At 69.1% G+C, this 26,135-nt stretch carries 21 protein-coding genes, 3 rRNA genes and 1 pseudogene; 10 read left to right on the top strand and 15 right to left on the bottom strand.

Annotation, left to right across the window (positions count from 1 at the left end; genetic code table 11):
• Positions 1-38: 38 nt before the first annotated feature.
• The 3 genes from KPF47_RS23365 to KPF47_RS23355 all read right to left on the bottom strand — a co-directional run bounded on the left by KPF47_RS23365 (position 39) and on the right by KPF47_RS23355 (position 2,382).
• Positions 39-788 carry a YqjF family protein gene (locus KPF47_RS23365; RefSeq protein WP_224390966.1) on the bottom strand — a complete coding sequence of 250 codons (750 nt, stop codon included), beginning with the start codon at positions 786-788 and terminating at the stop codon, positions 39-41.
• A 53-nt stretch (positions 789-841) separates the two neighbouring features.
• Positions 842-1,516 (bottom strand): DUF4383 domain-containing protein, encoded by a 675-nt coding sequence (locus tag KPF47_RS23360; RefSeq protein WP_224390965.1) that lies wholly within the window; start codon positions 1,514-1,516, stop codon positions 842-844.
• 119 nt (positions 1,517-1,635) lie between these two features.
• A complete protein-coding gene (locus KPF47_RS23355; protein WP_305080465.1) occupies positions 1,636-2,382 on the bottom strand; it encodes an AI-2E family transporter in 747 nt (248 codons plus the stop codon).
• Between the two features lie 72 nt (positions 2,383-2,454).
• Between KPF47_RS23355 and KPF47_RS23350 the strand changes: the two genes are divergently transcribed.
• Positions 2,455-2,907 carry an IS5 family transposase gene (locus tag KPF47_RS23350; protein WP_224390964.1) on the top strand — a complete coding sequence of 151 codons (453 nt, stop codon included), beginning with the start codon at positions 2,455-2,457 and terminating at the stop codon, positions 2,905-2,907.
• 171 nt (positions 2,908-3,078) lie between these two features.
• On the opposite strand, the gene KPF47_RS23345 is transcribed toward KPF47_RS23350, so the two are convergent.
• Positions 3,079-3,921: an IS5 family transposase gene (locus tag KPF47_RS23345; RefSeq protein ID WP_224386276.1), complete on the bottom strand. Its 843-nt coding sequence runs from the start codon at positions 3,919-3,921 to the stop codon at positions 3,079-3,081.
• A gap of 184 nt (positions 3,922-4,105) precedes the next feature.
• On the opposite strand from KPF47_RS23345, the gene KPF47_RS23340 reads away from it, so the two are divergent.
• Positions 4,106-4,945, top strand: a complete 840-nt coding sequence (locus KPF47_RS23340; RefSeq protein WP_224386569.1) for an IS5 family transposase — start codon at positions 4,106-4,108, stop codon at positions 4,943-4,945.
• A gap of 31 nt (positions 4,946-4,976) precedes the next feature.
• Here the strand turns inward: KPF47_RS23340 and KPF47_RS23335 are convergent.
• From KPF47_RS23335 to KPF47_RS23315, 5 genes and pseudogenes are all read right to left on the bottom strand, one after another.
• Positions 4,977-5,569, bottom strand: a pseudogene (locus KPF47_RS23335) (plasmid pRiA4b ORF-3 family protein).
• Positions 5,570-5,775: 206 nt separating this feature from the next.
• Positions 5,776-6,999: an IS701 family transposase gene (locus KPF47_RS23330; RefSeq protein WP_374108788.1), complete on the bottom strand. Its 1,224-nt coding sequence runs from the start codon at positions 6,997-6,999 to the stop codon at positions 5,776-5,778.
• A 54-nt stretch (positions 7,000-7,053) separates the two neighbouring features.
• Entirely contained in the window at positions 7,054-7,440 is a 387-nt protein-coding gene (locus tag KPF47_RS23325) for a hypothetical protein (RefSeq protein ID WP_224390963.1), read from the bottom strand.
• 46 nt (positions 7,441-7,486) lie between these two features.
• Positions 7,487-8,977 (bottom strand): cell wall metabolism sensor histidine kinase WalK, encoded by a 1,491-nt coding sequence (locus KPF47_RS40385; protein ID WP_224390962.1) that lies wholly within the window; start codon positions 8,975-8,977, stop codon positions 7,487-7,489.
• Positions 8,974-9,678, bottom strand: a complete 705-nt coding sequence (locus KPF47_RS23315; protein WP_224390961.1) for a response regulator transcription factor — start codon at positions 9,676-9,678, stop codon at positions 8,974-8,976. Before KPF47_RS23315 ends, KPF47_RS40385 begins: the two co-directional genes overlap by 4 nt.
• Before the next feature lie 136 nt (positions 9,679-9,814).
• On the opposite strand from KPF47_RS23315, the gene KPF47_RS23310 reads away from it, so the two are divergent.
• The 5 genes from KPF47_RS23310 (at position 9,815) to rrf (ending at position 17,371) form a co-directional block, all read left to right on the top strand.
• Positions 9,815-10,333, top strand: a complete 519-nt coding sequence (locus KPF47_RS23310; protein WP_224390960.1) for a CvpA family protein — start codon at positions 9,815-9,817, stop codon at positions 10,331-10,333.
• Between the two features lie 92 nt (positions 10,334-10,425).
• A complete protein-coding gene (locus KPF47_RS23305) occupies positions 10,426-11,076 on the top strand; it encodes a hypothetical protein (protein ID WP_224390959.1) in 651 nt (216 codons plus the stop codon).
• 1,124 nt (positions 11,077-12,200) lie between these two features.
• Positions 12,201-13,720, top strand: a 16S ribosomal RNA gene (locus KPF47_RS23300).
• A gap of 331 nt (positions 13,721-14,051) precedes the next feature.
• Positions 14,052-17,147 (top strand): 23S ribosomal RNA (locus KPF47_RS23295).
• 107 nt (positions 17,148-17,254) lie between these two features.
• Positions 17,255-17,371, top strand: a 5S ribosomal RNA gene (rrf, locus tag KPF47_RS23290).
• Together the 16S, 23S and 5S rRNA genes form the textbook arrangement of a ribosomal RNA operon.
• Positions 17,372-18,080: 709 nt before the next feature.
• Here rrf and KPF47_RS23285 read toward each other — a convergent pair.
• Positions 18,081-18,938, bottom strand: a complete 858-nt coding sequence (locus tag KPF47_RS23285; RefSeq protein ID WP_224389877.1) for an IS5 family transposase — start codon at positions 18,936-18,938, stop codon at positions 18,081-18,083.
• 254 nt (positions 18,939-19,192) lie between these two features.
• Positions 19,193-20,035, bottom strand: coding sequence for an IS5 family transposase (locus KPF47_RS23280; protein WP_224386276.1), 843 nt, complete (start codon positions 20,033-20,035; stop codon positions 19,193-19,195).
• A gap of 180 nt (positions 20,036-20,215) precedes the next feature.
• On the opposite strand from KPF47_RS23280, the gene KPF47_RS23275 reads away from it, so the two are divergent.
• Entirely contained in the window at positions 20,216-20,809 is a 594-nt protein-coding gene (locus KPF47_RS23275) for a plasmid pRiA4b ORF-3 family protein (RefSeq protein WP_224386178.1), read from the top strand.
• A 31-nt stretch (positions 20,810-20,840) separates the two neighbouring features.
• Here the strand turns inward: KPF47_RS23275 and KPF47_RS23270 are convergent, their stop codons facing one another.
• Complete coding sequence (locus KPF47_RS23270; RefSeq protein WP_224387494.1) at positions 20,841-21,680, bottom strand: IS5 family transposase; 840 nt, start codon at positions 21,678-21,680, stop codon at positions 20,841-20,843.
• A gap of 68 nt (positions 21,681-21,748) precedes the next feature.
• Positions 21,749-23,254 (bottom strand): IS1634 family transposase, encoded by a 1,506-nt coding sequence (locus KPF47_RS23265; RefSeq protein WP_374108799.1) that lies wholly within the window; start codon positions 23,252-23,254, stop codon positions 21,749-21,751.
• A 134-nt stretch (positions 23,255-23,388) separates the two neighbouring features.
• On the opposite strand from KPF47_RS23265, the gene KPF47_RS23260 reads away from it, so the two are divergent.
• A complete protein-coding gene (locus KPF47_RS23260; protein ID WP_224390958.1) occupies positions 23,389-23,790 on the top strand; it encodes a zf-HC2 domain-containing protein in 402 nt (133 codons plus the stop codon).
• 109 nt (positions 23,791-23,899) lie between these two features.
• Positions 23,900-24,415, top strand: coding sequence for a hypothetical protein (locus KPF47_RS23255; RefSeq protein ID WP_224390957.1), 516 nt, complete (start codon positions 23,900-23,902; stop codon positions 24,413-24,415).
• 10 nt (positions 24,416-24,425) lie between these two features.
• Here the strand turns inward: KPF47_RS23255 and KPF47_RS40380 are convergent, their stop codons facing one another.
• Complete coding sequence (locus tag KPF47_RS40380) at positions 24,426-25,640, bottom strand: glycosyltransferase (protein ID WP_224390956.1); 1,215 nt, start codon at positions 25,638-25,640, stop codon at positions 24,426-24,428.
• Between the two features lie 39 nt (positions 25,641-25,679).
• The gene (locus tag KPF47_RS23245) at positions 25,680-26,123 is read right to left on the bottom strand and encodes an Lrp/AsnC family transcriptional regulator (protein WP_224390955.1); all 444 of its coding nucleotides are present in this window, start codon (positions 26,121-26,123) and stop codon (positions 25,680-25,682) included.
• Positions 26,124-26,135: the final 12 nt, after the last annotated feature.

The raw sequence follows: 26,135 nt of genomic DNA, 5'->3' as shown, positions 1-26,135 counted from the left end.
CCGGGGCGCGCGGCGCGGGAGCGGGGGATGCGTGTCCCTCACCGGGGATCACGGACCCGCCGCCAGCCGCCGAACCGGACGGGGAGACCGGGGGAGGCGAGAACGCTGTCCGGGGGGCCCGACGGCACCGGGGCACCGGCCGCGGCGACCAGGTCCTCGTCGAGGTCGAGCAGCTCGGCTCGGTGCAGCGGCCAGCGCGGATGGTCGTTGCGCCAGCGGACCGTGCCCAGTGGGCGCCGGGTGTGCAGTGCCCAGCGTGCGGTGAGGAAGTGCTCCAGCTCCCCGGGCACCGCCAGCGGTGCGCCGGTGCGGACCCGGGTGCGGGCGGACACCCCGCGCGGGCCGGGGAACCGGCGCGTGCAGGAGTAGGCGATCTCCTCGCCCTCCGCGATCCGCCCCGACACCGTCGAGGGCGACCAGTCGTAGGGCAGTGCCGCGACACCCCGGGCGGCGAGCACGGGCAGCATCCGGTCCGCGTCGAGCGAGCGGAACACGACCCCGCGGCGTCCCTCGGTGTCCACCGAGTAGAGGCGCACGTTGGTCTCGGCGAAGCTGCCCAGCCACGGGATGCCGGGCAGCGGACCGAACCCGAGCCGGTGCATCCGGAAGTGGACGAGCCCGACCCAGGTGACGCCGTCGTGCACGTCGGGACGGGTCCGGGGCGGCAGCAGCGGCGCCACCTCCCCGGGATCGGCCCGCCAGTGCAGGAACACCACGTCGGTCCAGCGCTGGTGCAGCAGCGGGTAGCGGACCGGGACGCGCGGCTCCGGGGTGACCGGCTCGGGCACGACGCCGACGGGCCCGGTCGCGTGGCGTCGCCGCGGTGCCGTGCGGCCCGCGGTCACGCCGGTGCGCTGCCGCGTTCGGTCAGCGACCGCCATGCCGCACGTCGTTCGCCGAGGTCCCGGATGGCGTCGACCTCGGCGAGCATGCGGCGCTGCTCGTCGGTGCCCTCGCCGTTCGCGACGAGCCGCTCGGTCTCGGCGAGCGAGCGGGCCGCGGCGACCTCGGAGGCGCCGGACGGGAGCCGCTGGTCGCGGTCGTCGCCCCCCTCGGCGTCGACGACGTGCTTCTGCTCCGCGGCGTACGGGTTGTCCGAGGGCAGCCGCCCGCTGAACCGTCCGTATGCGCCCAGGACCAGCATCACCAGGCCCACCAGCAGGCTGAACACGACGTTGGGCATCCGGAACGCCAGCACGTTGTAGGGCGTACCGATCAGCAGCACGTTGACCACGCCGGAGAGCAGGAACAGGGCGCCGACCGTCGTGCTGACCGTCGAGGCGAACCGCTCGCCCCGGGCTGCCGCGCCGACCAGCAGTGCCCCGACTACCAGCGACACCGTCGACAGCAGCAGGTTCGTGGACAGCCCCAGCACCGGGGACCCGGTGGTGGAGAAGAAGTCGAGGTTGTCCGTGAGACCCAGCGCCCCGAACACCAGGAGCACGATCCCGACCAGCGCGCTGCTGACCCGGTGCAACCCGTTCAGCCGGCGTGCGTCGGACCCGATCGATGACATGACGTCGTCCTCCGTTCGTCGAGCGAGGCACCCGGGGGATAGCCGGTCGCCTTCCCCGACAAACCGCGCTGAGCTGCGAAGGTGTGGCGTGTCTCGAAACCCGGATCCGGGTTGCGGGATCACACCGGGCCGGGGAGCGCCACGGGCCCGGGGCCCTCGCCGCGCAGCGGCCGCGCCGAGCGCGGGTCCAGCGGGTCGACGGTGCCGGCGTCGCTCAGCGTCCCGTCGCCGGGCCTGCGCAGCGAGCGGACCCCGGCGTCGGCGAGGGTCACCAGCGGCACCGCGAGCAGGGCGCCGGGCACCCCGCCGACGATCAGGCCCGCACTGATCGGCAGCACCACGGCGAGCGGGTGCAGCCGCACCGACCGGCCCAGCAGCAGCGGCTGCAGGATGTAGCCCTCGACGTTCTGGACGATCAGGAGCAGACCGATCACCAGCAGCGCGTCCACCCAGCCGCCGGAGGCGAGTGCGACGAGCACCGCCACGATCCCGGTGACGACGGCGCCGACGGTCGGCACGAACGCCCCGAAGAAGATCAGCGTCGCCAGCGGGACGACCAGCGGTACGCCGATCAGCCACAGGCCGACCGCGGCGGTCACCGCGTCGACCGCGGCGACGACCACGGTCGCCCGGGTGTAGCCGACGAGCGAGGCGAACGCCCGCCGTCCGGCGACGTCCGCGCGGCGGCGCACGTGCCGGGGCACCGCGCCGAGGACGAACCGCCAGATCCGCGCACCGTCGTGGATCAGGAAGATCAGCACGAAGAGCATGAGCAGGGTCTCGGCGGCCAGCTCCCCCGCGGTGCCCAGGGCGCCGAGCACGTTGTTGGCGAGCGCGGCCTGGTTGCGCGCCAGGGTGTCCAGCAGTGACTGGAAGACGGCCGCGAGCTAGGGCGCGTCTCCTAACCCGGCTGGTCGGGCCTGCGCGATGATCAGTAGGTGTCGCGCCGTGCCGTCCTGACCGATGCCCAGTGGGACCGACTCGAGCCGTTACTGCCCTCGTCGGACGGGATGCCAGGGCGCCCGTTCGCCGATCACCGCAGAGTGATCGAGGGGATCATCTACCGGTTCCGCTGCGGGCGGGCCTGGCGTGATGTCCCGGTCGAGTTCGGGCTGTGGCAGACCCTATGGAAACGCCACCGCCGCTACTGCGGTGACGGCACCTGGGACCAGGTTCTCGCAGCTCTGCTCGCCGATGCCGACTCCGCCGGTCTCGTGGACTGGGCCGTGTCGGTCGACTCGACGATCATCCGCGCTCACCAACACGCCGCGACCCTGCAGCGGGACACAGGGGGCCGGATCGAACTACAAGAATCTGCTGATCGAGCCGCCCGATCACGCGTTGGGCCGCTCCCGCGGAGGGCTCGGCACGGAGATCCACCAGCTCGTTGACGGACACGGCCGCCCGCTGGTCGTACTGGTCGGCCCTGGCCAGGCCGGTGACGCCCCGATGTTCGCGCACCTGATGTCACATCTGAGCGTCGGACGGGTCGGTCCGGGCCGACCGCGGACCCGGCCCGAGCGGGTCCGCGCAGATAAGAGGTCGCGCGGATTGGTTGGTGATCATGGACGTCGTGCAGGTCGGGCGTTCCAGCGGTGTGTGGTCCAGGCCTGCCGAATCAAGCTACGGAGTGTGACGATCGTGTCGGCGAGGTCGAAGAACGCGTCGACGACGATTTCTCGTCGTTCGTAGCAGCGCTGCAGCCGGTTGAAGCTGTTGTGCCAAGCGTTGGTCCGCTCGACGTGCCAGCGGCGGGTGGCCTGGATCGGCGCTTTCTCACCCTTGTGCGCGATCTCGCCGTGCAGGCCTCGTTCGGCCAGCGTGTCGCGGGTCTTGCCGGAGTCATAGCCGGCGTCGAGGTGCACGGTGATGTCGTCGGGCAGCGGGCCGAGAGCATCGAGGCGGTCGAGGGTGGGGCCCAGTAGCGGGGAGTCGTGCCGGTTGGCTCCGGCCAGGACTCGGCCCAGCGGGATGCCGTATCCCTCGACGAGCACCGAACGTTTCATACCCTGTTTGCGCCGGTCCACCGGCGACGGACCGGCGACCTCGCCGCCGCCGGGGGCCTTGGTGATGGCGCCATCGACGGCGATGTCGTGCAGCAGCAGACCGACGATGCGGTCGTAGGCGTCCAGGACGATCCGACGCAGCTGGGCGAAGACCCCGAGCCTGATCCACTCGTCACGACGATCGCGGATGGTGGTCGCCGAGCAGGTGCTGTCAGCGATGCCCTCATACGAGCAGCCGAACCGCAGTACCTGCAGGAGCTTGTCGAACACGATCCGATCCGCGATCCGGCGGCGATGGCAGCCCAGCGGATGGGTGGGATCGAACTCGTCTCGATGAGGCAGCAGCGCGGTGAACTGGTCCCACAACGGCTCGGTCAGCCATGATGGCAGGGTGGGCACGCGGCCTCCAGACGATCACGAAGCGTAGATAACTTCATGATCGGCAGGCCCGTACCCGCCCTCGCCCCCAGACACTCGACCGCGGCCAAGCTGTGACCAATCCGCGCGACCTCTAAGAGGTCGTTTCAGAAGTCGGCGTGTCGGTCCTGTGTGGATCGGCGCTGGTAGCTGATCATGTCCGGTCGTGGCGCGGCGATCTTGTGTCGAGCGATTGGTGAGCGACGAGCTGTGGGCGCTGGTGGAGCCGCTGCTGCCCAAGCCGCGCAAGCACAAGCGGGGACGGACAGGCCGTCCGCGGGTGCCGGATCGGGCCGCTCTGGCCGGGATCGTGTTCGTGCTCAAGACCGGGATCAGCTGGAACGCGCTGCCCGCCGAGCTCGGCTGTGGGTCCGGAGTGACCTGCTGGCGGCGGCTACGGCAGTGGCAGCAGGCCGGGGTCTGGGCCCAGCTGCACCGGGTGATGCTCGACCGCCTCGCCCAGCAGGGCCTGCTGGACTGGTCGCGGGCGGCGGTGGACAGCGTGAGCGTGCGGGCCAAGCGCCGCGGCGAGGCCACCGGGCCCTCGCCGACCGATCGCGGGAAGGCGGGCAGCAAGTACCACGTGCTCTGCGACCGAGGCGGGCTCCCGCTGCATGCGCTGGTCACCGGGGCGAACACCCACGACAGTCGGATGCTCGCCCCGCTGCTGGACACCAACCCCGGCGTCCGCGAACGGGCGGGACAGCCGGGGCGTCCGCGACGTCGGCCGGACAAGGTGCACGCCGACAAGGGCTACGACTATCCCCGCTGCCGCCGCTACCTGAGTGGGCGTGGGATCGGGGTGCGGATCGCCCGGCGCGGGATCGAGGACTCCACCCGGCTCGGGCGGGTCCGCTGGGTCGTCGAGCGCACCATGTCCTGGCTGCTGGACTTCCGCCGCCTCGCGCTGCGCTACGACCGCGCCGAATCCACGATCACCGCGCTGTTATCGCTGGCCTGCGCCCTGATCTGCCACCGCCGCCTCACCAAGCCGAAGCCGAAGTGATGGTCGACCCAGCCCTCGCTGAGGCACTCGCCTACGAGGTCGGGGCCAGCGGCCGCCAGGCCAGCCACTCCAAGGCCCGGTCGGCCTCGTCAGGGTCGAAGCGGTGCGGGTCGAACGGCCCGCCCGCCCACTCCAGGCGCTCGGCGCGGTCGGGATGGTCAGGGTCGGCGAGCACGGCCTGGAAGTCCTCATACCCCCGATCCCGCCGACGTCCTCGGGCGGGCACGCCCCCTGCCCGGCGACGCATCGCGGATAGCACACTCCCGGCTCGACGGCCGCGACCGCCTCGACGGTGATCTCGTGGGCCCAGTTGTCACCGAAGTCGTAGACGTAACCGAACCGGTCACCAGCCTTGACCAGCCGAAACAGCTTCTCTTTCGTCTCGTCGGCGACATCCTGTCCGGGCCAGTCCGGGTCTGGGATCCCGTAGCGGCGCCCGACGATCTCGAACTCGTGCAGATGAGAGTTCGTCCAGCCCATCACTGACTGCACCACCTCGTGCAACACCGCCAAGTCGACCTCGCCCGGCACCTGCACCCGACGCCGGACCGCCGGCACCACCTCGGTCAGGACGATCTCCAACTCGAAAATCTTCGTCTTCTCAGACACACGAGGCGCGACCATCAGCCGATGCTGCCAGCCCCGCCGTCACCGGCAGAACCGGGCCCACCACTTCTGAAACGACGTCTTAGGAGACACGCCTAGTACTCCAGCCGCACTTCGTTAGCTGAGCTGTCTTCGTCGTCGATAGTGGCTTTCGCGGGCTCGGTGTTGGTGGCGACGTCGCCAGGTCGACCAGGCCCAGCACGGCGCCTGGGTGGGAATGTGGATCAGAGGTGCCAGGAGACGTCGGATCTCGGCGAGGGTGAGCGGGATGAGCCCGTGATCAGGTCTTTTGGGGCGATCGCCGCGGTGACCGAGAGGTAGGCGTGGGCGAGAATAGCCAGGGTGACGTGGCGGTACCAGGCGTCGTAACGCCGCACTTGATAGTGGTCGAGCCCGACCTCGTTCTTCGCGGTCTGGAAGCACTCCTCGATCGCCCACCGCGGGCCGGCGACGCGGATGAGATCGTCGTCGGTGGTGCCGGGCGGGCCGGCGCACAGGTAGTAGGCCAGATCGGGCTCCTCGCCGGCGGAGAGCTGTGTGTCGGTGAGGATCTGACGTCGGACCAGTAGCCATCGGCCCCATCCGGCCGGGGCGTTCTCGGGCGGATACAGCGAGGCCACGGCCCAGTCGTAGAAGCGTTCTCCCTTCACACCCGGACCGGCTGAGCGGCGCTTCCACGCCCGTCCGGGAGCGCGGGCGACCAGGTCGTCGGCCCGTCGTGAGCCGCTGATCTGACAGATGTCGGCGTCCAGGGACAACGGGACGGACTGGCTGCGCGGAACCGCGACGACGTAGCCGATCCGGCGCTGCTCGCACCAGGTGCGGAACTTGTAGTCCTGCCCGTATGCCTCGTCCGCGGTCACCCATCCTGCGGGAACCCCGGCATCGAGGGCACGGCCGAGCATTTCCTTGGCCAGCGTGGCCTTGGTGGCGAACTCGATCTCCTCAGGCACCGCCGCGGCTCGGCAGCGTTCCCGATCACCGGTCCAGGACTTGGGCAGGTAGAGCTCGCGGTCGATCAACGTCCGGCCCTTGCTCGTGGCATAGGCACAGAAGACTCCGAGCTGGCAGTTCTCCACCCGCCCGGCAGTGCCCGAGTACTGGCGCTGCACCCCCGCCGACTTCGTCCCCTTCTTCAGGAACCCGGTCTCATCGACGATCAGCACCCCACCGGACTCGCCGAGGTGCTCGACGACGTAATCCCGCAGGTCATCACGGACACCGTCGACATCCCAGGTCGCGGAGTTGAGCAGCCGCTGCATCCCATCCGGAGTCGTGTCACCGGCGACCTCGGCCAGCGTCCACCCGTTCTTCCCCGCCAACGGCGCCAACAACCCCCGCACATACGCCCGCGCCCGACGCCGCGGTTCCGTCCGGAAGAACCGGCCCGCCACCAGCCCGAACAGCCCATCCAGGCCACCGGCCCACGCCTCGAGATCCTCCTCCACCTGCACAAGATCGAAGCTTAGCGCACATCAATATCACAAACTGCGGCTGGAGTACTAGGCGTCGTCGAGTCGGAACGGGGGTGCGGCCAGCCGGTCCCGCAGGGCGACGACGGACTCCCCGATGCTCGCCGAGAGGCCCGGCAGGCCGTCGAGGAACGCCGCGACCGCCCACCACAGCACCCCGACCGCCACCGCCAGCCCGCCTGCGACCACGACCCCGGTGGCGACGCCGCGGGGCACCAGCGGGACCCGGTTGACGATCCGGGCCACGGGCGCGAGGAGCGCGGTCAGGATCAGCGCGAGCACCACCGGCACCACCAGCACCGCGAGCTGGGCGATCAGCCACAGCACGACGGCGACGGCGGTCGCGACGAGCAGGCCGCGCCAGGCCAGGCCGGACGCGATGACCAGACCCCGGGGGATCCGCGGTTCCTCGGTCACCGCGGCCTCCCGGATCGGACGATGTCGCACTGACGGTTGCGTGACGTCACGACGGTAGTCCGCCGACGCCGCCCGGGCCCGCCACGGGCAGGGTGAGGACGAAGGTGGCGCCCCCGTCGTCGGGTGGGCAGGTGAGGTCGCCGCCGTGCGCGCGGGCCAGGCCGCGGGCGATCGCCAGCCCGAGACCGGCGCCGCCGCTGTCCCGGTCGCGGGCGTCCTGGAGCCGGACGAGCCGGTCGAAGACGCGCTCGCGGTCGCCGTCGGGGATCGGGGCGCCGGTGTTGCGCACCGTGACCGACACCGTCCCGGACGCGACGTCGGACGCGGTGGCGCCGTCGATCCGGCCGCCGTCGGGGGTGTGCCGGCGCGCGTTGTCGAGCAGGTTCGCCAGGATCCGCGACACCGCCTGCGGGTCGGCGCGCACGACGGCGGCGGGTCCGTGGCCGTCGACGGTCGGTCCGGGCGCGAGCACCGCGGCCCGACCGGCCTCGGCGCGGGCGATCCCTGCGACGTCGACCTCCTGCGGCGCCACCGCGGTGCCCCCGTCGATGCGGGCCAGGTCGAGCATGTCGGTGACCAGCCGCCCGGCCCGACGCGTCTCGCCGAGCAGCAGCTCCAGGCGCCGGGTGCGGCGCGCGGGATCGACGTCGGGCCCGGCGCGTTCCAGCGTCTCGGCGACCGCGGCGATCCCGGAGAGCGGCGTCCGCAGCTCGTGCGCGGCGTCGGCGAGGAACACCCGGGTCCGCTCGGCCTCCTCGCGGGAGCGCCGTTCGGCGTCGGTGAGGGCGTCGAGCATGCCGTCCATCGCCGCCGCGGCGGTGCCGAGGTCGGTGTGCGGGCGGTCGGGCCGGAGCCGGGCGTCGCGCTCGCCCGCGGTGATCCGCCCGGCGAGCGCGGTCATCCGGTCGAGCGGCCGCAGCGCGGTCCGGACGACGGCGGACACCGCGCCGAGGGCGACGAGCAGGGTCAGCAGCACCGATCCCGCCAGCACCGCGCGCAGCCCGGTGCGGACCTGGGTGAGGTCGGAGGCGTCGGCGACGAGCTCGACCGTCGCGCCGCCGGCCGCGTCGAGGGTCACGGACCGGCTGCCGGTCCCCGGCGGGACGGGTGGGCGTCCGCCCGGGGCCGGGGCGGACGGCGGGCTGCCCGGGACGTCGGTGCGGTCGCCACCGGGAGCACGGTCCGGCCGGCCACCGGGCGGTGGGGTGCCGGGTGCGTTCAGTCCGGGGTCGCCCAGGACCTTCCCGCCCGCGGTGGTCACCTTGATCCGGATCTGCTGGCCCGACAGACCGGTGACCAGCTCCGCCGGGGTGGCACCCGCCGCGATCAGCTGCTGGGCCTGCACCACACGGTCCCGCAGCCGGGAGTCGAGGTCGGACTCCAGACGGGCCCCGAGCGCGACGTCGACGAGCACCACCACCAGGACCAGCAGCACCGCCACCACCCCGAGCACCGCGGCGGTCACCCGGCGCCGCAGCGACGGCGTGGCGGTGCGGGCCTGCGCCGGGGTGCGGCCCCGCGCGGCGGCGGAGCTCACGCCGGCCCGCGCAGCGAGTAGCCGAGGCCCCGCACGGTGTGCAGCAGCCGGGGGCCGGGCGCCTCCAGCTTGCGGCGCAGCGCCGACACGTGGACCTCGACGAGGTTGGGGTCGTAGGCGTCGTAGCCCCAGACGGCGCGCAGTATCTGCGCCTTGGACACCGTGCGTCCGCGCTGCTCGGTGAGGTAGGTGAGCAGCCGCAGCTCGGTCGCCGACAGCTCCAGCGACCTCCCCCCGCGGGAGGCGACGGCGGCATCCGGGTCGAGGAGCAGGTCGCCGACCTGCACCGCGGACGGCAGCCGGCCCCGGCGGCGCAGCACCGACGCGACCCGGGCGACCAGCTCGTCGAGCGCGAACGGCTTCAGCACGTAGTCGTCGGCGCCGGCGTCCAGTCCGCGGAGCCGGTCGGCCAGCGCGTCGCGGGCGGTGAGCATGACGATCCCGGCGTCCCCGTGGCCCCGCACGACGTCGATCAGCTCGAAGCCGTCGCGCCCGCCCGGCAGCATCACGTCCAGGACGACGAGATCCGGCCGGAACGCGGCGAGCCGCTCCTCGAACGCGGTGCCGTCGACGACGCCCTCGGCCACGTGCCCGGCATCGGCCAGCGCGTCCACGACGGACTCGCGGATGGCGTCGGAGTCCTCGAGGACCAGGACCCGGGTCGTGGGGCCTCGTCCGTCGTCGCCCTGGCGTGTGTTCACCGGACAAGGGTGCGCCGCGAGGCTGAGGGGGAGCTGAAGACCCCGCCGTCTTCAGGTCCGTCTCAGGTGGCGCGGGCACTGTCGTGTCCGACACCGAGACGACGGGCCGCCCGGCCCGCGGCGCGGAGAGGAAGAGATGACCCTGCTCGACGTGATCGTCCTGATCATCGTGGTGGCCGCCGCGATCGGCGGGTTCCGCCGTCTCGGCGGTGTGGCCCGGGCCGGACGCCTGCTCGGCCTCGTGGTCGGGGCGGGCCTCGGCGCGGCCTGGGGCTCGAACCTGGCCCGCTACGGCGACACCCCGGACTCGGCCTGGTTGTGGGGCCTCGCCGGGGTGGTCGCGGGCCTCCTGCTGGGCTCGCTGGTCGGCGGGTTCCTCGGTGGCCTGGTCAGCCGGGTGCTCGCCCGCGGCAAGCTGTCCCTCCTGGACCGCGTGGTCGGCGCCGTCACCGGTGCCGTGACCGCGCTGCTGGTGATCTGGCTGGTCTCGTGGGTGGTCCCGGCCGTCGTGAGCGCCGAGGCGCTCGCCCCCGTGACGACGCTCGCGCAGTCCCTGGGCGGCAGCCGGGTCGTCGACTCGGTGTCGGAGCTGCTGCCCGCCACCACCTCCGCCGCCCGCGACGTCGTCGACGCCGCGCGGCCCCCCGCCGGCTGACCGGACCGACCCGACCTGCAGCGGTCCGCCGTCCGGCGGCCCGCGACCCGCCGCTGCCCGTGATCGGGCTCGGCACGCTTCCGAGGAGAACCATGAACGACGAGAACCGCACCCCGCGCGACGACGACCGTCCCACCGACCGGCAGCCGCCGGTCCCCGCCGACGACGCCCCCACCGCACACACCCCGGGCCCACAGCCGCGGGACGGTGCGCACGACGGAGGGACGGTCGCCGCAGCCTCCGATGCGGGTGACCCGCCGCGTCGTCGCCGGTTCGCCTCCCTGCGACGCCGGTCGGCACTGCCCGTGGTCGCGGCAGGCGTCATCGGCCTGGTCGTCGGAGCCACCGCGAGCGGGCTGGTCGTGGGGACCGCGTTCGCCGGCCCGGGGGACGGTCCGGCCCGTTCCGCCGTCGCCGCGGACGGTCGCGGCCCCGGTGGTCCCGAGGCGCCCGGTCGGGAGTCCGACGGGCCGGGGCGTGGCCCGGACGGTGCCGGCCCCGGCGGACCCGGTGGGCCGGGTGCCTGCGGTCCGGCCGGTGGGCCGGGTCGTGCGGGGGGTGCGCCGCCTGTCGGGGCTCCGACGCCGCCCGCGCCGCCCGCTGCGGGTGTCGCCCCGGGGGCCACCGCTCCGACGCCGCCCGCTGCCGGTGCGGCCCCGGGCGCGACGGTTCCGGGTCCGGGTGGACCCGCGGCACCGGCGGCGCCCGCCGCTCCGGGACCGGCGGCTCCGGCCGCTCCCTGATCCCGTCCGTGCGGTGGTGCCTGACGGCCGCACCGTGCAGGAGGAGGGGAGAAGGGAGTGCTCCTCGTCGGATCGCGTCGCGCATTCGCCCCCGACGCGCTGCAGGACCCGACGAGGAGCACTCGACGGACCAACGCGCAGGAACGGGCACGGATACCCCCCTGATGCGGTGACGGCGCCGGACGGGAGACCACCATCGGTCGTCCTCGCAGGTCGGACCGTCCTCCTGGGCGTCGTTCCGACGGAACATCGGACGTCGGCCCCGTCGGGACGGCGGTGGCGCGACGTCCCCTCCGGCTGCGGGCCGCGGAACGGAGCGGGAGGAGCTGCACGGCCCGCCGGTGCCGGATCAGCTCCGGCGGGCGGCCGACGACGAGCTCCGGCGGTCCCGGCCGGGCAGCGTCGCCGGACCGGGCGTCCGCTCGGCCGGGCGCCGCCGACGGCACCACGAGCGGGAGGGGGCGACCGGCCCGCCCACCTGCCACCCGACCCGGAACGGCAGAGCGTCGCCGGAACGCACGGACCCGGTGCACGGACGTCGGAAGGACCGTCACCACGTCCGCCCATGGACCTGACGACGCAGGTCAACGACCGATCGACGACCCGGTCGGGTGGTGGCCCGACCACCGAGAAGACCACGTCGGCCACCCGCGGCGAAGTGACCGTGGTCGGCGTCACACAAGACGGTGATCGGCCGGAACGCCTGGTGAGGGGGTCTCGATAACCGTGTGTCGGCCCGTCTCCAGCATCGTGACCTGCGACGACATCGGATGTACGCCGTAGGTACCCCCCGGTTTGACGACCCCGGACACCGTGCCGTAACTTTCTTCCTGTCAGCGAGTGAGCCGGACAGAACGGGCCTGGGAGGCCCGGTCAACAGGCCCCGCGGACATGACCCCCGGTGGTTCGCCGAGTTTCTCGGTGTGATTGTCTTGGTGGGTCGAGATGATCCGTCTTCAGGATCCTGCTCCTTGTGTGGGGGTGGGTGAGTGCGGTGCGGGGGTCTTTTGAGAACTCAACAGTGTGTCGAGCTATTTTTATTCGGTTTGGCGTTTTGTGCCAAATTGTGGTTGCAGCATTCGACCCCGTCGGGTGTTGTGGCCAGTTGTTTGTTTGTCAGGGTTTTGTTGGAGAGTTTGATCCTGGCTCAGGACGAACGCTGGCGGCGTGCTTAACACATGCAAGTCGAGCGGTAAGGCCCTTTCGGGGGTACACGAGCGGCGAACGGGTGAGTAACACGTGGGTGACCTGCCCTCCACTCTGGGATAAGCCCGGGAAACTGGGTCTAATACCGGATAGGACCATTGATCGCATGGTTGGTGGTGGAAAGTTTTTTCGGTGGGGGATGGGCCTGCGGCCTATCAGCTTGTTGGTGGGGTGATGGCCTACCAAGGCGGTGACGGGTAGCCGGCCTGAGAGGGCGACCGGCCACACTGGGACTGAGACACGGCCCAGACTCCTACGGGAGGCAGCAGTGGGGAATATTGCGCAATGGGCGGAAGCCTGACGCAGCGACGCCGCGTGGGGGATGACGGCCTTCGGGTTGTAAACCTCTTTCGCCAGGGACGAAGAGCAATTGACGGTACCTGGAGAAGAAGCACCGGCCAACTACGTGCCAGCAGCCGCGGTAACACGTAGGGTGCGAGCGTTGTCCGGAATTATTGGGCGTAAAGAGCTCGTAGGCGGTGTGTCGCGTCGGCCGTGAAAACTTGGGGCTTAACTCTGAGCGTGCGGTCGATACGGGCATCACTTGAGTTCGGCAGGGGAGACTGGAATTCCTGGTGTAGCGGTGAAATGCGCAGATATCAGGAGGAACACCGGTGGCGAAGGCGGGTCTCTGGGCCGATACTGACGCTGAGGAGCGAAAGCGTGGGGAGCGAACAGGATTAGATACCCTGGTAGTCCACGCCGTAAACGTTGGGCGCTAGGTGTGGGGACCATTCCACGGTTTCTGTGCCGCAGCTAACGCATTAAGCGCCCCGCCTGGGGAGTACGGCCGCAAGGCTAAAACTCAAAGGAATTGACGGGGGCCCGCACAAGCGGCGGAGCATGTGGATTAATTCGATGCAACGCGAAGAACCTTACCTGGGTTTGACATGCACCAGACATCCCTAGAGATAGGGATTCCCTTGTGGTTGGTGTGCAGGTGGTGCATGGCTGTCGTCAGCTCGTGTCGTGAGATGTTGGGTTAAGTCCCGCAACGAGCGCAACCCTTGTTCCATGTTGCCAGCACGTAATGGTGGGGACTCATGGGAGACTGCCGGGGTCAACTCGGAGGAAGGTGGGGATGACGTCAAGTCATCATGCCCCTTATGTCCAGGGCTTCACACATGCTACAATGGCTCATACAGAGGGCTGCGAGACCGTGAGGTGGAGCGAATCCCTTAAAGTGAGTCTCAGTTCGGATCGGGGTCTGCAACTCGACCCCGTGAAGTTGGAGTCGCTAGTAATCGCAGATCAGCAACGCTGCGGTGAATACGTTCCCGGGCCTTGTACACACCGCCCGTCACGTCACGAAAGTTGGTAACACCCGAAGCCGGCGGCCCAACCCTTGTGGAGGGAGCTGTCGAAGGTGGGACTGGCGATTGGGACGAAGTCGTAACAAGGTAGCCGTACCGGAAGGTGCGGCTGGATCACCTCCTTTCTAAGGAGTCCCATCATGTGATGGGGCACCACAATACTCTGTGAGTTCTGCTCATAAGGTGTCTGTGGTTCCTTCATTGAATCGCATTTGCGGCCCCGTTCGTGGGTCGGGTGCGTTGGGTGGAACGCAGGTCGTCGGACCGTTTGGCTTGGCACACTGTTGGGTCCTGAGGGGACACCCCGAGGTTCTTCGGAGCTGTGGGTTGTTTTCTTTGGCCGCTCAGGTTGAGGGTTGTCCTAACGCCCCGGTTGGTTCCGGGTGTGGTGGCTTCTTCTTGGTCTGGTGTGGTTGTGGGTTGAGTGTTGCATAGTGGATGCGAGCATCTTGTTGTGGTCAAGTTGTTAAGAGCACATGGTGGATGCCTGGGCATCAGGAGCCGATGAAGGACGTGGGAGGCCGCGATAGGCCTCGGGGAGCTGTCAACCGAGCTGTGATCCGAGGGTGTCCGAATGGGGAAACCCAGCGCCCGTCATGGGGCGTTACCCGTACCTGAATTCATAGGGTGCGTGGAGGGAACGTGGGGAAGTGAAACATCTCAGTACCCACAGGAAGAGAAAACAATAGTGATTCCGTGAGTAGTGGCGAGCGAAAGCGGAAGAGGCTAAACCGTGTCCGTGTCAAGCCGGCAGGTGTTGCGGGTGCGGGGTTGTGAGACGTGTCGTTCATCTTCTGCCGAGGATGGGACAGCAAGAGCCGGTGTTAGCGGAACGACTCTGGGATGGTCGGCCGTAGTGGGTGATAGCCCCGTACGCGAAAATGTCTGGTTCTGTTGTGGGCGTGTTCTCGAGTAGCAGCGAGCCCGTGAAATTCGCTGTGAATCTGGCGGGACCACCCGTCAAGCCTAAATACTACCTGATGACCGATAGCGGACAAGTACCGTGAGGGAAAGGTGAAAAGTACCCCGGGAGGGGAGTGAAATAGTACCTGAAACCGTGTGCTTACAAGCCGTCAGAGCCTTGAGTCTTCGGACGGGGTGATGGCGTGCCTTTTGAAGAATGAGCCTGCGAGTTATGCTTCGTGGCGAGGTTAACCTGTGTGGGGTAGCCGTAGCGAAAGCGAGTCCGAATAGGGCGTTGTAGTCGCGGGGTGTAGACCCGAAGCGGAGTGATCTACCCATGGCCAGGGTGAAGCGTCGGTAAGACGTCGTGGAGGCCCGAACCCACCAGGGTTGAAAACCTGGGGGATGAGCTGTGGGTAGGGGTGAAAGGCCAATCAAACTTCGTGATAGCTGGTTCTCCCCGAAATGCATTTAGGTGCAGCGTCGTGTGTTTCTTACCGGAGGTAGAGCACTGGATGGCCTAGGGGGCCGACAAGCTTACCGAAGTCAGCCAAACTCCGAATGCCGGTGAGTGAGAGCGCGGCAGTGAGACTGCGGGGGATAAGCTTCGTGGTCGAGAGGGAAACAGCCCAGATCACCGGCTAAGGCCCCTAAGCGTGCGCTAAGTGGGAAAGGATGTGGGATCGCCCGGACAGCCAGGAGGTTGGCTTAGAAGCAGCCACCCTTGAAAGAGTGCGTAATAGCTCACTGGTCAAGTGGTCCTGCGCCGACAATGTAGCGGGGCTCAAGCGCACCGCCGAAGCCGTGGCAATGACACTGTTGTGTTGTTGGGTAGGGGAGCGTCCTGCATCTGGTGAAGCCCGGGAGTGATTTACGGGTGGAGGGTGTGGGAGTGAGAATGCAGGCATGAGTAGCGAATGCAGAGTGAGAATCTCTGCCGCCGGATGACCAAGGGTTCCTGGGCCAGGTTGTTCCGCCCAGGGTGAGCCGGGACCTAAGGCGAGGCCGTCAGGCGTAGTCGATGGACAACGGGTTGATATTCCCGTGCTCGTGATAGTGCGTCCATGCCGAGGCCGGTGATGCTAACCATCCGAACCCACCTTCGCTCCTTCGGGAGTGTTGTTTGTGGGGGAGCGTGGGATCCGATCTGGTAGTAGGTAAGTGATGGGGTGACGCAGGAGGGTAGCTCCGCCACGCGGTGGTTGTCGTGGTGTAAGCCTGTAGCCTGATTTCCTAGGTAAATCCGGGGGATCGTGAAGGGTGAGAGGTGATGCGTAGCCGATTGAGGCGAAGAGAGTGATCCCATGCTGTCGAGAAAAGCCTCTAGCGAGTGCTGTTGCGGCCCGTACCCCAAACCGACACAGGTGGTCAGGTAGAGAATACCGAGGCGATCGAGCGAACTGTGGTTAAGGAATTCGGCAAAATACCTCCGTAACTTCGGGAGAAGGAGGGCCGGTTGTCTTGAGGCTCCTTGCGGGCTAGGGACGGCCGGTCGCAGAGACCAGGCCCAAGCGACTGTTTACTAAAAACACAGGTCCGTGCGAAGTCGCAAGACGATGTATACGGACTGACGCCTGCCCGGTGCTGGAACGTTAAGAGGACCTGTTAGCTCCTTCGGGGTCGAAGCGGAGAATTTAAGCGCCAGTAAACGGCGGTGGTAACTATAACCATCCTAAGGTAGCGAAATTCCTTGTCGGGTAAGTTCCGACCTGCACGAATGGCGTAACGACTTGGGCGCTGTCTCGACCACAGACTCGGCGAAATTGCACTACGAGTAAAGATGCTCGTTACGCGCGGCAGGACGGAAAGACCCCGGGACCTTTACTATAGCTTGGTATTGATGCTCGGTTCGGCTTGTGTAGGATAGGTGGGAGACTGTGAAATCATCACGCCAGTGGTGGTGGAGTCGTTGTTGAAATACCACTCTGGTCGAATTGGGTGTCTTAACCTCGGGCCATGATCTGGTTCAGGGACAGTGCCTGGTGGGTAGTTTAACTGGGGCGGTTGCCTCCCAAAGAGTAACGGAGGCGCCCAAAGGTTCCCTCAGCCTGGTTGGCAATCAGGTGTTGAGTGTAAGTGCACAAGGGAGCTTGACTGTGAGACTGACGGGTCGAGCAGGGACGAAAGTCGGGACTAGTGATCCGGCACCACCTTGTGGAAGGGGTGTCGCTCAACGGATAAAAGGTACCCCGGGGATAACAGGCTGATCTTGCCCAAGAGTCCATATCGACGGCATGGTTTGGCACCTCGATGTCGGCTCGTCGCATCCTGGGGCTGGAGTAGGTCCCAAGGGTTGGGCTGTTCGCCCATTAAAGCGGTACGCGAGCTGGGTTTAGAACGTCGTGAGACAGTTCGGTCCCTATCCGCCGCGCGCGTTGGAGACTTGAGGAAGGCTGTCCCTAGTACGAGAGGACCGGGACGGACGAACCTCTGGTGTGCCAGTTGTCCCGCCAGGGGCACGGCTGGTTGGCTATGTTCGGGAGGGATAACCGCTGAAGGCATCTAAGCGGGAAGCCTGTTCCAAGATGAGGTCTCCCACCACCTTTGAGTGGGTAAGGCTCCCAGGAGATGACTGGGTTGATAGGCCGGAGATGGAAGCCTTGTGAGGGGTGGAGTTGACCGGTACTAATAGGCCGAGGGCTTGCCACAACGAGTTGTTCGCATCCACTGTGTGACCCTGAGCTCACAACCCTGTGCGGGTTGTGTGTTCGTTGGTCCCCCACCCGTTTTTGTGGTGGGGTTTGTTGAATAGTGTTGTCGGTGGTCATTGCGGTAGGGAAACGCCCGGTCCCATTCCGAACCCGGTAGCTAAGCCTTCCTGCGCCGATGGTACTGCACTCGCCAGGGTGTGGGAGAGTAGGTCGTCGCCGACATTCAATGTGGGTGGGAGATGTCCCGGACCTGATGGTTCGGGGCATTTCTCGTTTCTGGCCGTGTCCGGTCCGCCCGGGACGGCCCCGGGGTCGATGTTCGGCGGCCGGTCGTGGTGATCGGTCCGGACGCCAAGCCGTCGTCGGATTTCAGGCTGCTCCAGACACTCGGGCCGTTGTCGGCATTCGGGGCCGCTGCCGGCACCGCGACCTCCGTCGATCTCCAGGTCGCCAGGCCGTCGGCTCGTCGCTCGCGACCCGCCTGCTCGGCGACGCCGGTCGCACCTGCGCGCACCGGTACCGGGGCCCGCGGTCGCGTTGCTCTCCGCGGCCGCTGAACGTCGCACAGGTTCCGGCGACCTCGCAGCCCGTGCAGGGGCTGTGACGTCCCGAGAAGCTCTGCGACACGGTCGGGGGTGCCGTGCAGCGGTGCCCTACGGAGGGGCGGGCCCCCGGGGTGCTTCCGCGCGGGAGCAGCGGAACCCGGTCCGGGGACGGAGCCGGCCACCACGCACCGTGCTCCGCCCCGAGAATCCATCGGGGGTCGGACCTGAGTTGCACAGGTTTAGAGGTCGTTTCAGAACGACTTGTCGAGTTTCCATTGACCCCTCGACGACAGATCAAACGGCAGGTCAGATAGCCGCTTGTCGTCTACAACAGACACGTCGACCTCGTTCTGAAATGACCTCTAAGAGCGCCCGGCGATTGATGGTTATCGGAGTCGACGGGTCGTGGGTCGGGTTGTCCAGCGGTAGCGGCTGCGGGCACGGTTGATCAGCCGGCGGATCACGGTGAGCGCGGCGGCGAGGTCGAGGTAGAACTCGACGATGATCTTCCGGCGATCGGTGAACCGGCGCAGCTTGCCGTAGCCGTTCATCCAGGAATGGGTGCGCTCGACCGGCCACCGCTTACCGACCTGGATCGGGGCGGGCCGGCCCTTGGTGGCGATCTGTGCGTCGAACCCGAGTCGTTCGAGCAGATCGCGGGTCTTGCCTGAGTCATAGCCCCGGTCCAGGTGCAGGCACGGTCGCTCGGGCAGCGGCCCGATCATGTCGTAGATCCCGATCAGGGTCGGTTTCAGCAACGGCGAGTCGTGGTCATTGGCGCGGGCGCTGATCAGGTGCAGCGGGATCCCCGCACCGTCGCAGACCACGGAGCGTTTGGTGCCCTGTTTGCCCCGGTCGACCGGGTTACAGCCGGCGACCTCGCCACCGCAGGGAGCCTTGGTGATCGCTCCGTCGGCAGACAGATCGTCGAGGTCGAGACCGATCATCTGGTCATAGCCGGCCAGCGCGGCCCGAAGGACCTGCTCCCCGACGCCGGCGGCGGCCCACTGGGCGAGACGGCGGCGGATCGTGCGGTCCGAGCAGCCGGGGGTGGCGATGCGTTCGTAGCCGCTGCCGTGCACCAACGCCGCGAGCACGTGCTCGAACACCAGGCGGTCGGGGATACGGCGGCGGTGACATCCCCACGGATGGGCCGGGTCGAACTCCGGGCGCCGCTCTGCCTCGATCAGGGCAGCGAACTCGACCCAGAGGGGGTCGATCAGCGATTCTGGCAATAGAGGCACGGACCCTCCAGGCGACCATCAGGACATCAGCAATCCCATGATCACTTGCAGGTCCGTGTCTCTACCAACACCGACACACGGCCACCTCTACTGCCGGACGCTCTAAGAGGTCGTTTCAGAACGACTTGTCGAGTTTCCATTGACCCCTCGACGACAGATCAAACGGCAGGTCAGATAGCCGCTTGTCGTCTACAACAGACACGTCGACCTCGTTCTGAAATGACCTCTAAGAGGTCGCGCGGATTGGTTGGTGATCATGGACGTCGTGCAGGTCGGGCGTTCCAGCGGTGTGTGGTCCAGGCCTGCCGAATCAAGCTACGGAGTGTGACGATCGTGTCGGCGAGGTCGAAGAACGCGTCGACGACGATTTCTCGTCGTTCGTAGCAGCGCTGCAGCCGGTTGAAGCTGTTGTGCCAAGCGTTGGTCCGCTCGACGTGCCAGCGGCGGGTGGCCTGGATCGGCGCTTTCTCACCCTTGTGCGCGATCTCGCCGTGCAGGCCTCGTTCGGCCAGCGTGTCGCGGGTCTTGCCGGAGTCATAGCCGGCGTCGAGGTGCACGGTGATGTCGTCGGGCAGCGGGCCGAGAGCATCGAGGCGGTCGAGGGTGGGGCCCAGTAGCGGGGAGTCGTGCCGGTTGGCTCCGGCCAGGACTCGGCCCAGCGGGATGCCGTATCCCTCGACGAGCACCGAACGTTTCATACCCTGTTTGCGCCGGTCCACCGGCGACGGACCGGCGACCTCGCCGCCGCCGGGGGCCTTGGTGATGGCGCCATCGACGGCGATGTCGTGCAGCAGCAGACCGACGATGCGGTCGTAGGCGTCCAGGACGATCCGACGCAGCTGGGCGAAGACCCCGAGCCTGATCCACTCGTCACGACGATCGCGGATGGTGGTCGCCGAGCAGGTGCTGTCAGCGATGCCCTCATACGAGCAGCCGAACCGCAGTACCTGCAGGAGCTTGTCGAACACGATCCGATCCGCGATCCGGCGGCGATGGCAGCCCAGCGGATGGGTGGGATCGAACTCGTCTCGATGAGGCAGCAGCGCGGTGAACTGGTCCCACAACGGCTCGGTCAGCCATGATGGCAGGGTGGGCACGCGGCCTCCAGACGATCACGAAGCGTAGATAACTTCATGATCGGCAGGCCCGTACCCGCCCTCGCCCCCAGACACTCGACCGCGGCCAAGCTGTGACCAATCCGCGCGACCTCTAAGACGTCGTTTCAGAAGTGGTGGGCCCGGTTCTGCCGGTGACGGCGGGGCTGGCAGCATCGGCTGATGGTCGCGCCTCGTGTGTCTGAGAAGACGAAGATTTTCGAGTTGGAGATCGTCCTGACCGAGGTGGTGCCGGCGGTCCGGCGTCGGGTGCAGGTGCCGGGCGAGGTCGACTTGGCGGTGTTACACGAGGTGGTGCAGTCAGTGATGGGCTGGACGAACTCTCATCTGCACGAGTTCGAGATCGTCGGGCGCCGCTACGGGATCCCAGACCCGGACTGGCCCGGACAGGATGTCGCCGACGAGACGAAAGAGAAGCTGTTTCGGCTGGTCAAGGCTGGTGACCGGTTCGGTTACGTCTACGACTTCGGTGACAACTGGGCCCACGAGATCACCGTCGAGGCGGTCGCGGCCGTCGAGCCGGGAGTGTGCTATCCGCGATGCGTCGCCGGGCAGGGGGCGTGCCCGCCCGAGGACGTCGGCGGGATCGGGGGGTATGAGGACTTCCAGGCCGTGCTCGCCGACCCTGACCATCCCGACCGCGCCGAGCGCCTGGAGTGGGCGGGCGGGCCGTTCGACCCGCACCGCTTCGACCCTGACGAGGCCGACCGGGCCTTGGAGTGGCTGGCCTGGCGGCCGCTGGCCCCGACCTCGTAGGCGAGTGCCTCAGCGAGGGCTGGGTCGACCATCACTTCGGCTTCGGCTTGGTGAGGCGGCGGTGGCAGATCAGGGCGCAGGCCAGCGATAACAGCGCGGTGATCGTGGATTCGGCGCGGTCGTAGCGCAGCGCGAGGCGGCGGAAGTCCAGCAGCCAGGACATGGTGCGCTCGACGACCCAGCGGACCCGCCCGAGCCGGGTGGAGTCCTCGATCCCGCGCCGGGCGATCCGCACCCCGATCCCACGCCCACTCAGGTAGCGGCGGCAGCGGGGATAGTCGTAGCCCTTGTCGGCGTGCACCTTGTCCGGCCGACGTCGCGGACGCCCCGGCTGTCCCGCCCGTTCGCGGACGCCGGGGTTGGTGTCCAGCAGCGGGGCGAGCATCCGACTGTCGTGGGCGTTCGCCCCGGTGACCAGCGCATGCAGCGGGAGCCCGCCTCGGTCGCAGAGCACGTGGTACTTGCTGCCCGCCTTCCCGCGATCGGTCGGCGAGGGCCCGGTGGCCTCGCCGCGGCGCTTGGCCCGCACGCTCACGCTGTCCACCGCCGCCCGCGACCAGTCCAGCAGGCCCTGCTGGGCGAGGCGGTCGAGCATCACCCGGTGCAGCTGGGCCCAGACCCCGGCCTGCTGCCACTGCCGTAGCCGCCGCCAGCAGGTCACTCCGGACCCACAGCCGAGCTCGGCGGGCAGCGCGTTCCAGCTGATCCCGGTCTTGAGCACGAACACGATCCCGGCCAGAGCGGCCCGATCCGGCACCCGCGGACGGCCTGTCCGTCCCCGCTTGTGCTTGCGCGGCTTGGGCAGCAGCGGCTCCACCAGCGCCCACAGCTCGTCGCTCACCAATCGCTCGACACAAGATCGCCGCGCCACGACCGGACATGATCAGCTACCAGCGCCGATCCACACAGGACCGACACGCCGACTTCTGAAACGACCTCTTAGTGCCCCGGCGCGGTGATGGTGGGGAGCCGGTCGAGAATGGCACGCGCGCCGCTGGTGATCTGCGGGGCGGCGGTGATCGGGTGACCGCCGACGTCGACTCGGACGGTTCGTAGTGGGCGCAGGGCTGTGACCAGCTTCTTGATGGTCACGCCTGCCGCGTCCTGGAGGTGTCGGGAGACCGCGAGGGCGGCGAAGACGACGGTGAGGTGGGCTTCGATGGCGTCGCGTTCGCGGTGGAAGATCGGTCGGGCTCGCAGGTCGGACTTGGCCATGCGGAAGCTGGCCTCGACCTGCCACAGGTCGTGGTAGGCGGCCACGACCTTGTGCCCGTCCATGGTGGACTCGGCCAGGTTGGTGACGTAGCCCTTCAACCCGGCGAGCTGGCGGGCGCGTTCGACCAGGCCCCAGTCGACCTCGGTGCCGGTGGAGGCGATGCGGACGAAGCGGTCCTTCTTCAACGGCCGGGTGCCGGCGGCGACCTTCTCCGCGCGGTCGACCATGGCGTTGATCGCCCGGTCATCGTGTTTGTGGCGGGCGAAGCGGTACTGGTAGACGACCCGCCGGCTCCGTTTCGCCTTCCCTGTCCCCATGTCGCGGCGCGACTCCAGGACCTGGCCGTCGTCGAAGGCGTTGCCGTGACGCTCGACGTGCGCGGCCAGATCGTAGGGCGCCTTGCTGATCCTCGACCCCACGATGAAGGAGAACCCGTTGTCCTCCAACGCGTTCAGGTTCGACGCGGACAGCATTCCGGCATCGGCGACGACCACCATGTCCTTCACGTCGTGCCGTTTGCGGAAGTCCTCCAGAACGGGTAGCAGAGTGGTCGTCTCGGCCTTGTTGCCCTCGAAGCAGCGGACCTCGAGCGGGAACCCGGACGGGTCGACGAGCAGCCCGACCTGGATCTGCGGGTCGACCCGGCGTTCCTTGCTCATCCCTACCTTGCGCAGCGTGTCCTCGTGCTCGACCTCGAAATGCAGCGTGGTCACGTCATAGAGCACCAGCGACGCCGCCCCCACCCGCGAGGCCACGGTGCAGGCGGCGGCCAGGACGGCCCGGTAGTCCTTGTCGCTGCAGCGGCGCAGCGCCGCGGTGAAGGTGTTGCGATGCGGCGCGACCACCCCGAGTTCATCGAGGACCCCGACCGCGGCAGAGGTGCTGGTGGGCTCCACGATCCTGGCGAGCACGAGCGCCCGGAACACCTCGTCGGCGAGCTGGTCGAACCCCAACCGGCGGTAGGCATCGCACAGGACGTTCCACAGGACCTCGCTCGCCGACCCGGTCACGACCGCGCCCGCCGCGCCCCCGGTGGCAGGGGCGTCGAGGTCGAGGGCCTGCTGACCTGCATGGATGCGATCCCGCGCTGAGGCGATCAGCACTGCGAGCTCGGCGTCATCATGAGCGGAACCGACGTGGGCGACGATCCGCCGGACCCCGTGGCGCTTCTCCACGATCTGCACCGCCGTCGCCCCGGACGCCGTCTTCACCTTCCGGACGAACACCACCCGAGACTACCGATTAGTGCCCCAGATCCCGACCCCACAGCCCGCTGACCAGCAACGACACCTCACAACCCCCGACTACCTGTGCAACTCAGGTCGGATGGAACCGGACGGGCCTCGTGTACGACAGTGTGGGTATGGACTGTCAGGGCTACCGCGAGGTGCTGTCCGCCCGTCTCGACGGTGAGGCGGGCGACGACGAGCGTGCGGCGGCCGAGGACCACCTCGCCGGATGCGCGTCCTGCCGTGCCTTCGCCGACGGCGCCGACCGGCTCGGTCGGCTCGCGCGTGTCGGCCCGGCGGGTCCGGTCCCCGACCTCGCCGACCGGGTGCTCGCCGCTCTCGGGGTGGCGGTCCCGGCAGTCCCACCGCCTGCGCCCGAGGTCCCCCGCCTGAGCTGCCTGGACGGCGGCTGCTGCGGCGGGTCGGCGACTCCCGGGCCGGTGGGCGCGGCCACGTCGGCGTGTGGGTGCGCGAGCACCTGCGGTTGCGGTTGCCGGCAGGGCTCGCCCTGCCGGTGCGCCGTCCGCGCGGCGTAGCCGCACGACCGTCCGGCGGGCCGCTCCGGTGGTGGTGCCGCGCGGAGCACCACCCGTGGTGCACTGTCGGAGGAACACCCCGGTACCGGAGTGACGACGAGGGATCCGCATGAGCGCACCGCGCACGCCCGGCCCGGGCGCGCCGTCCCCGCAGGCCACCCCCGAGCTCGCCGACGAGCTCACCCGCATCGCCTGGCGGGTCGACCGGTGGATCGATCCCGGCCCGGCCTCGGTCGTCGCCGGGGCGGGGGTCGCCGCCGTCCTCGCCGCCCTGTTCATGCCCTGGTCGGTCCGTGGCGCCGGGTGGGAGGTCCTCGCCGGCCGGGCGGTGATGGGGCCGCTGCCGTGGTTGTTCACCGTCGTCGCGGTCGTGGCCGTCGCGGTGTCGGTGGTGGCGCTGCTGACCCGGTTCTGGCCGTTGGTGTGGACCGCGGCCACCGTCACCGGTATCGGCTCGCTCGCCGGGCTGTGGGCGGTGTGGTCACGGCAGACCGCCGTCACCGGTACCGACGACATCGGACCGGGCCTGGTCGTCACCGTGCTGGGCGTGCTCGTGCTGTTCGGTACCTGGGCGCGCACCGTCGTCGCCTGCGGGCCGCGCATCCCGCAGCGCCCGTACGCCTGACGCCCGGCGGTCAGGGCGCGAGCGCGGGGACCCGCCGTTCGGCCAGCTCCTCCAGGACACCGACGGCGTCCTCCACCGGCGGCAGCGTCAGCATCGCGCGCTGGGCGGAGCGCATCCGCGCGCGGACGTCGTCGTCGCCGAGGAGCCGGGTGCAGGTCGCCGCGACCTCGTCCGCGTCGGGGGCGCAGTGCGCACCCAACCCGAGCTCGGCGATGCGCCGGGCGTTGTGCTCCTGGTCCCCGAACTGCGGCAGCACCGCCAGCGGGACACCGTGCCGCACGGCCTCGCGGACGCCGTTGTAGCCGCCGTGGGTCAGGAACAGGTCCGCGACCTGCAGCAGCAGCGGCTGCGGCACCCACGACGCGGGATGCACGTGCGCGGGCAGCGCCAGGTCCTCGACCGGCAGACCGCCGGTGGACAGCACCACCTCGGCGTCGAGCCGGGAGGCCGCCTCGGCCACGGTGCGCAGGGCGGCCTGCGGGTCGACGGGGGCCCGGCGCCCGGCCCGCCCGGCCATCGCCGTACCCAGACCCGCGACGACCAGCGGGCGGCTCCCGGGGAGCGCGCCGACCCAGCCGGGCAGGGCCTCTCCCCGGGCGACCTGGTCGTCCTGGCGGAACGCCCGCGCCGGCGCGATCTGCGGCCCGGCCAGCGAGAACTGCGGGGGCATGCAGTCCAGCCGTCCCCAGCGGTGCAGCGCCGTCGGGTCGTCCGGAGCGGCGAAGCCCAGCTCGTCGCGGCGTGCGGCCAGCGCCTCGGCGACGAGTTCCGGGGCGAGGACGTTGCCGGCACCCGACGGTGCCGCCACACACGGCACCCCCAGGTGCTCGGCGACCAGGAACCCCGCGGTCTCGCCCCCGTCGCGCAGCACCAGGTCGGGGGTCCCGTGGGCCTGCACCAGCGCGAGGAGCGCCCGCGCGGCGTCGGTCACCTGCGGGCCGGCGAACAGGGTCGGCAGCAGGGCCGTCGTCACCTCGGTCGGGGTCAGGGTCGCCAGCGCGGCGGGCCCGCCGAGCTGCGCGAGGGCCGGGCCGAGGTGCTCGGCGGCGTCGGCCATCGTCGCGAAGACCGGCGCGACGACGACGGGCGCCCGATCGAAGACCCCCGCGATGTCGGGCGGACAGGCGACGACGACCCGGTGGCCGGCGACGCCCAGCGCCCGGGCGAAGGGGAGCACGGCGCGACCGTGCGAGGGGGAGCCGGTGACGCTGCAGAGGACGAGCACCCGGCCATGATCGGCCGGATCGTTGCGGTAAGCAAATGATCAGGTACGGGTCCAGCGCCCCAGCACCATCAGCGTCCTCGTCCCGGTCACCGTCCCGTTGCGTCGCAGCCGGTCGATGACCTCCTGCAGGTGCGCCAGGTCGCGCACCCGGACCTGCACCAGCGCGTCGAGGTCGCCGGCCAGGGTGTACACGGCCTGCACCTCCGGCTGCCGCGAGGCCGAGTCGACGATCTCGGAGACGCTCGCGGTGCCCGCGTAACGGATCTCACTGAACGCCTCGACCGCCCAGCCGAGCTTGGCGTGGTCGACCTGCACGGTGAAACCGGTGATCACCCCGGACTCGCGCAGCCGGTCCACCCGGCGCTTCGTCGCCGCGGTGGACAGGCTGACCCGCTCGGCCATGTCGGCGTAGGTGCGACGGGCGTCGGCGTGCAGCAGTCGCAGGATGGCATGGTCGAGGTCGTCGACCTGGGTGTCGGGCACGGTGCCTCCAGC

The organism is Pseudonocardia sp. ICBG1293 (assembly GCF_020131355.1).
Taxonomy (GTDB): domain Bacteria; phylum Actinomycetota; class Actinomycetes; order Mycobacteriales; family Pseudonocardiaceae; genus Pseudonocardia.
The sequence above is the reverse complement of the archived record's forward strand: the minus strand, read 5'-3'. Positions and strand labels throughout refer to the sequence as shown.

Coding starts and splice junctions, on each gene's coding strand:
- KPF47_RS23360 (WP_224390965.1), bottom strand. CDS start 1,516: ATGTCATCGATCGGGTCCGACGCACGCCGGCTGAACGGGTTGCACCGG.
- KPF47_RS23305 (WP_224390959.1), top strand. CDS start 10,426: ATGAACGACGAGAACCGCACCCCGCGCGACGACGACCGTCCCACCGAC.
- KPF47_RS23260 (WP_224390958.1), top strand. CDS start 23,389: ATGGACTGTCAGGGCTACCGCGAGGTGCTGTCCGCCCGTCTCGACGGT.
- KPF47_RS23275 (WP_224386178.1), top strand. CDS start 20,216: ATGGTCGCGCCTCGTGTGTCTGAGAAGACGAAGATTTTCGAGTTGGAG.
- KPF47_RS23310 (WP_224390960.1), top strand. CDS start 9,815: ATGACCCTGCTCGACGTGATCGTCCTGATCATCGTGGTGGCCGCCGCG.
- KPF47_RS23255 (WP_224390957.1), top strand. CDS start 23,900: ATGAGCGCACCGCGCACGCCCGGCCCGGGCGCGCCGTCCCCGCAGGCC.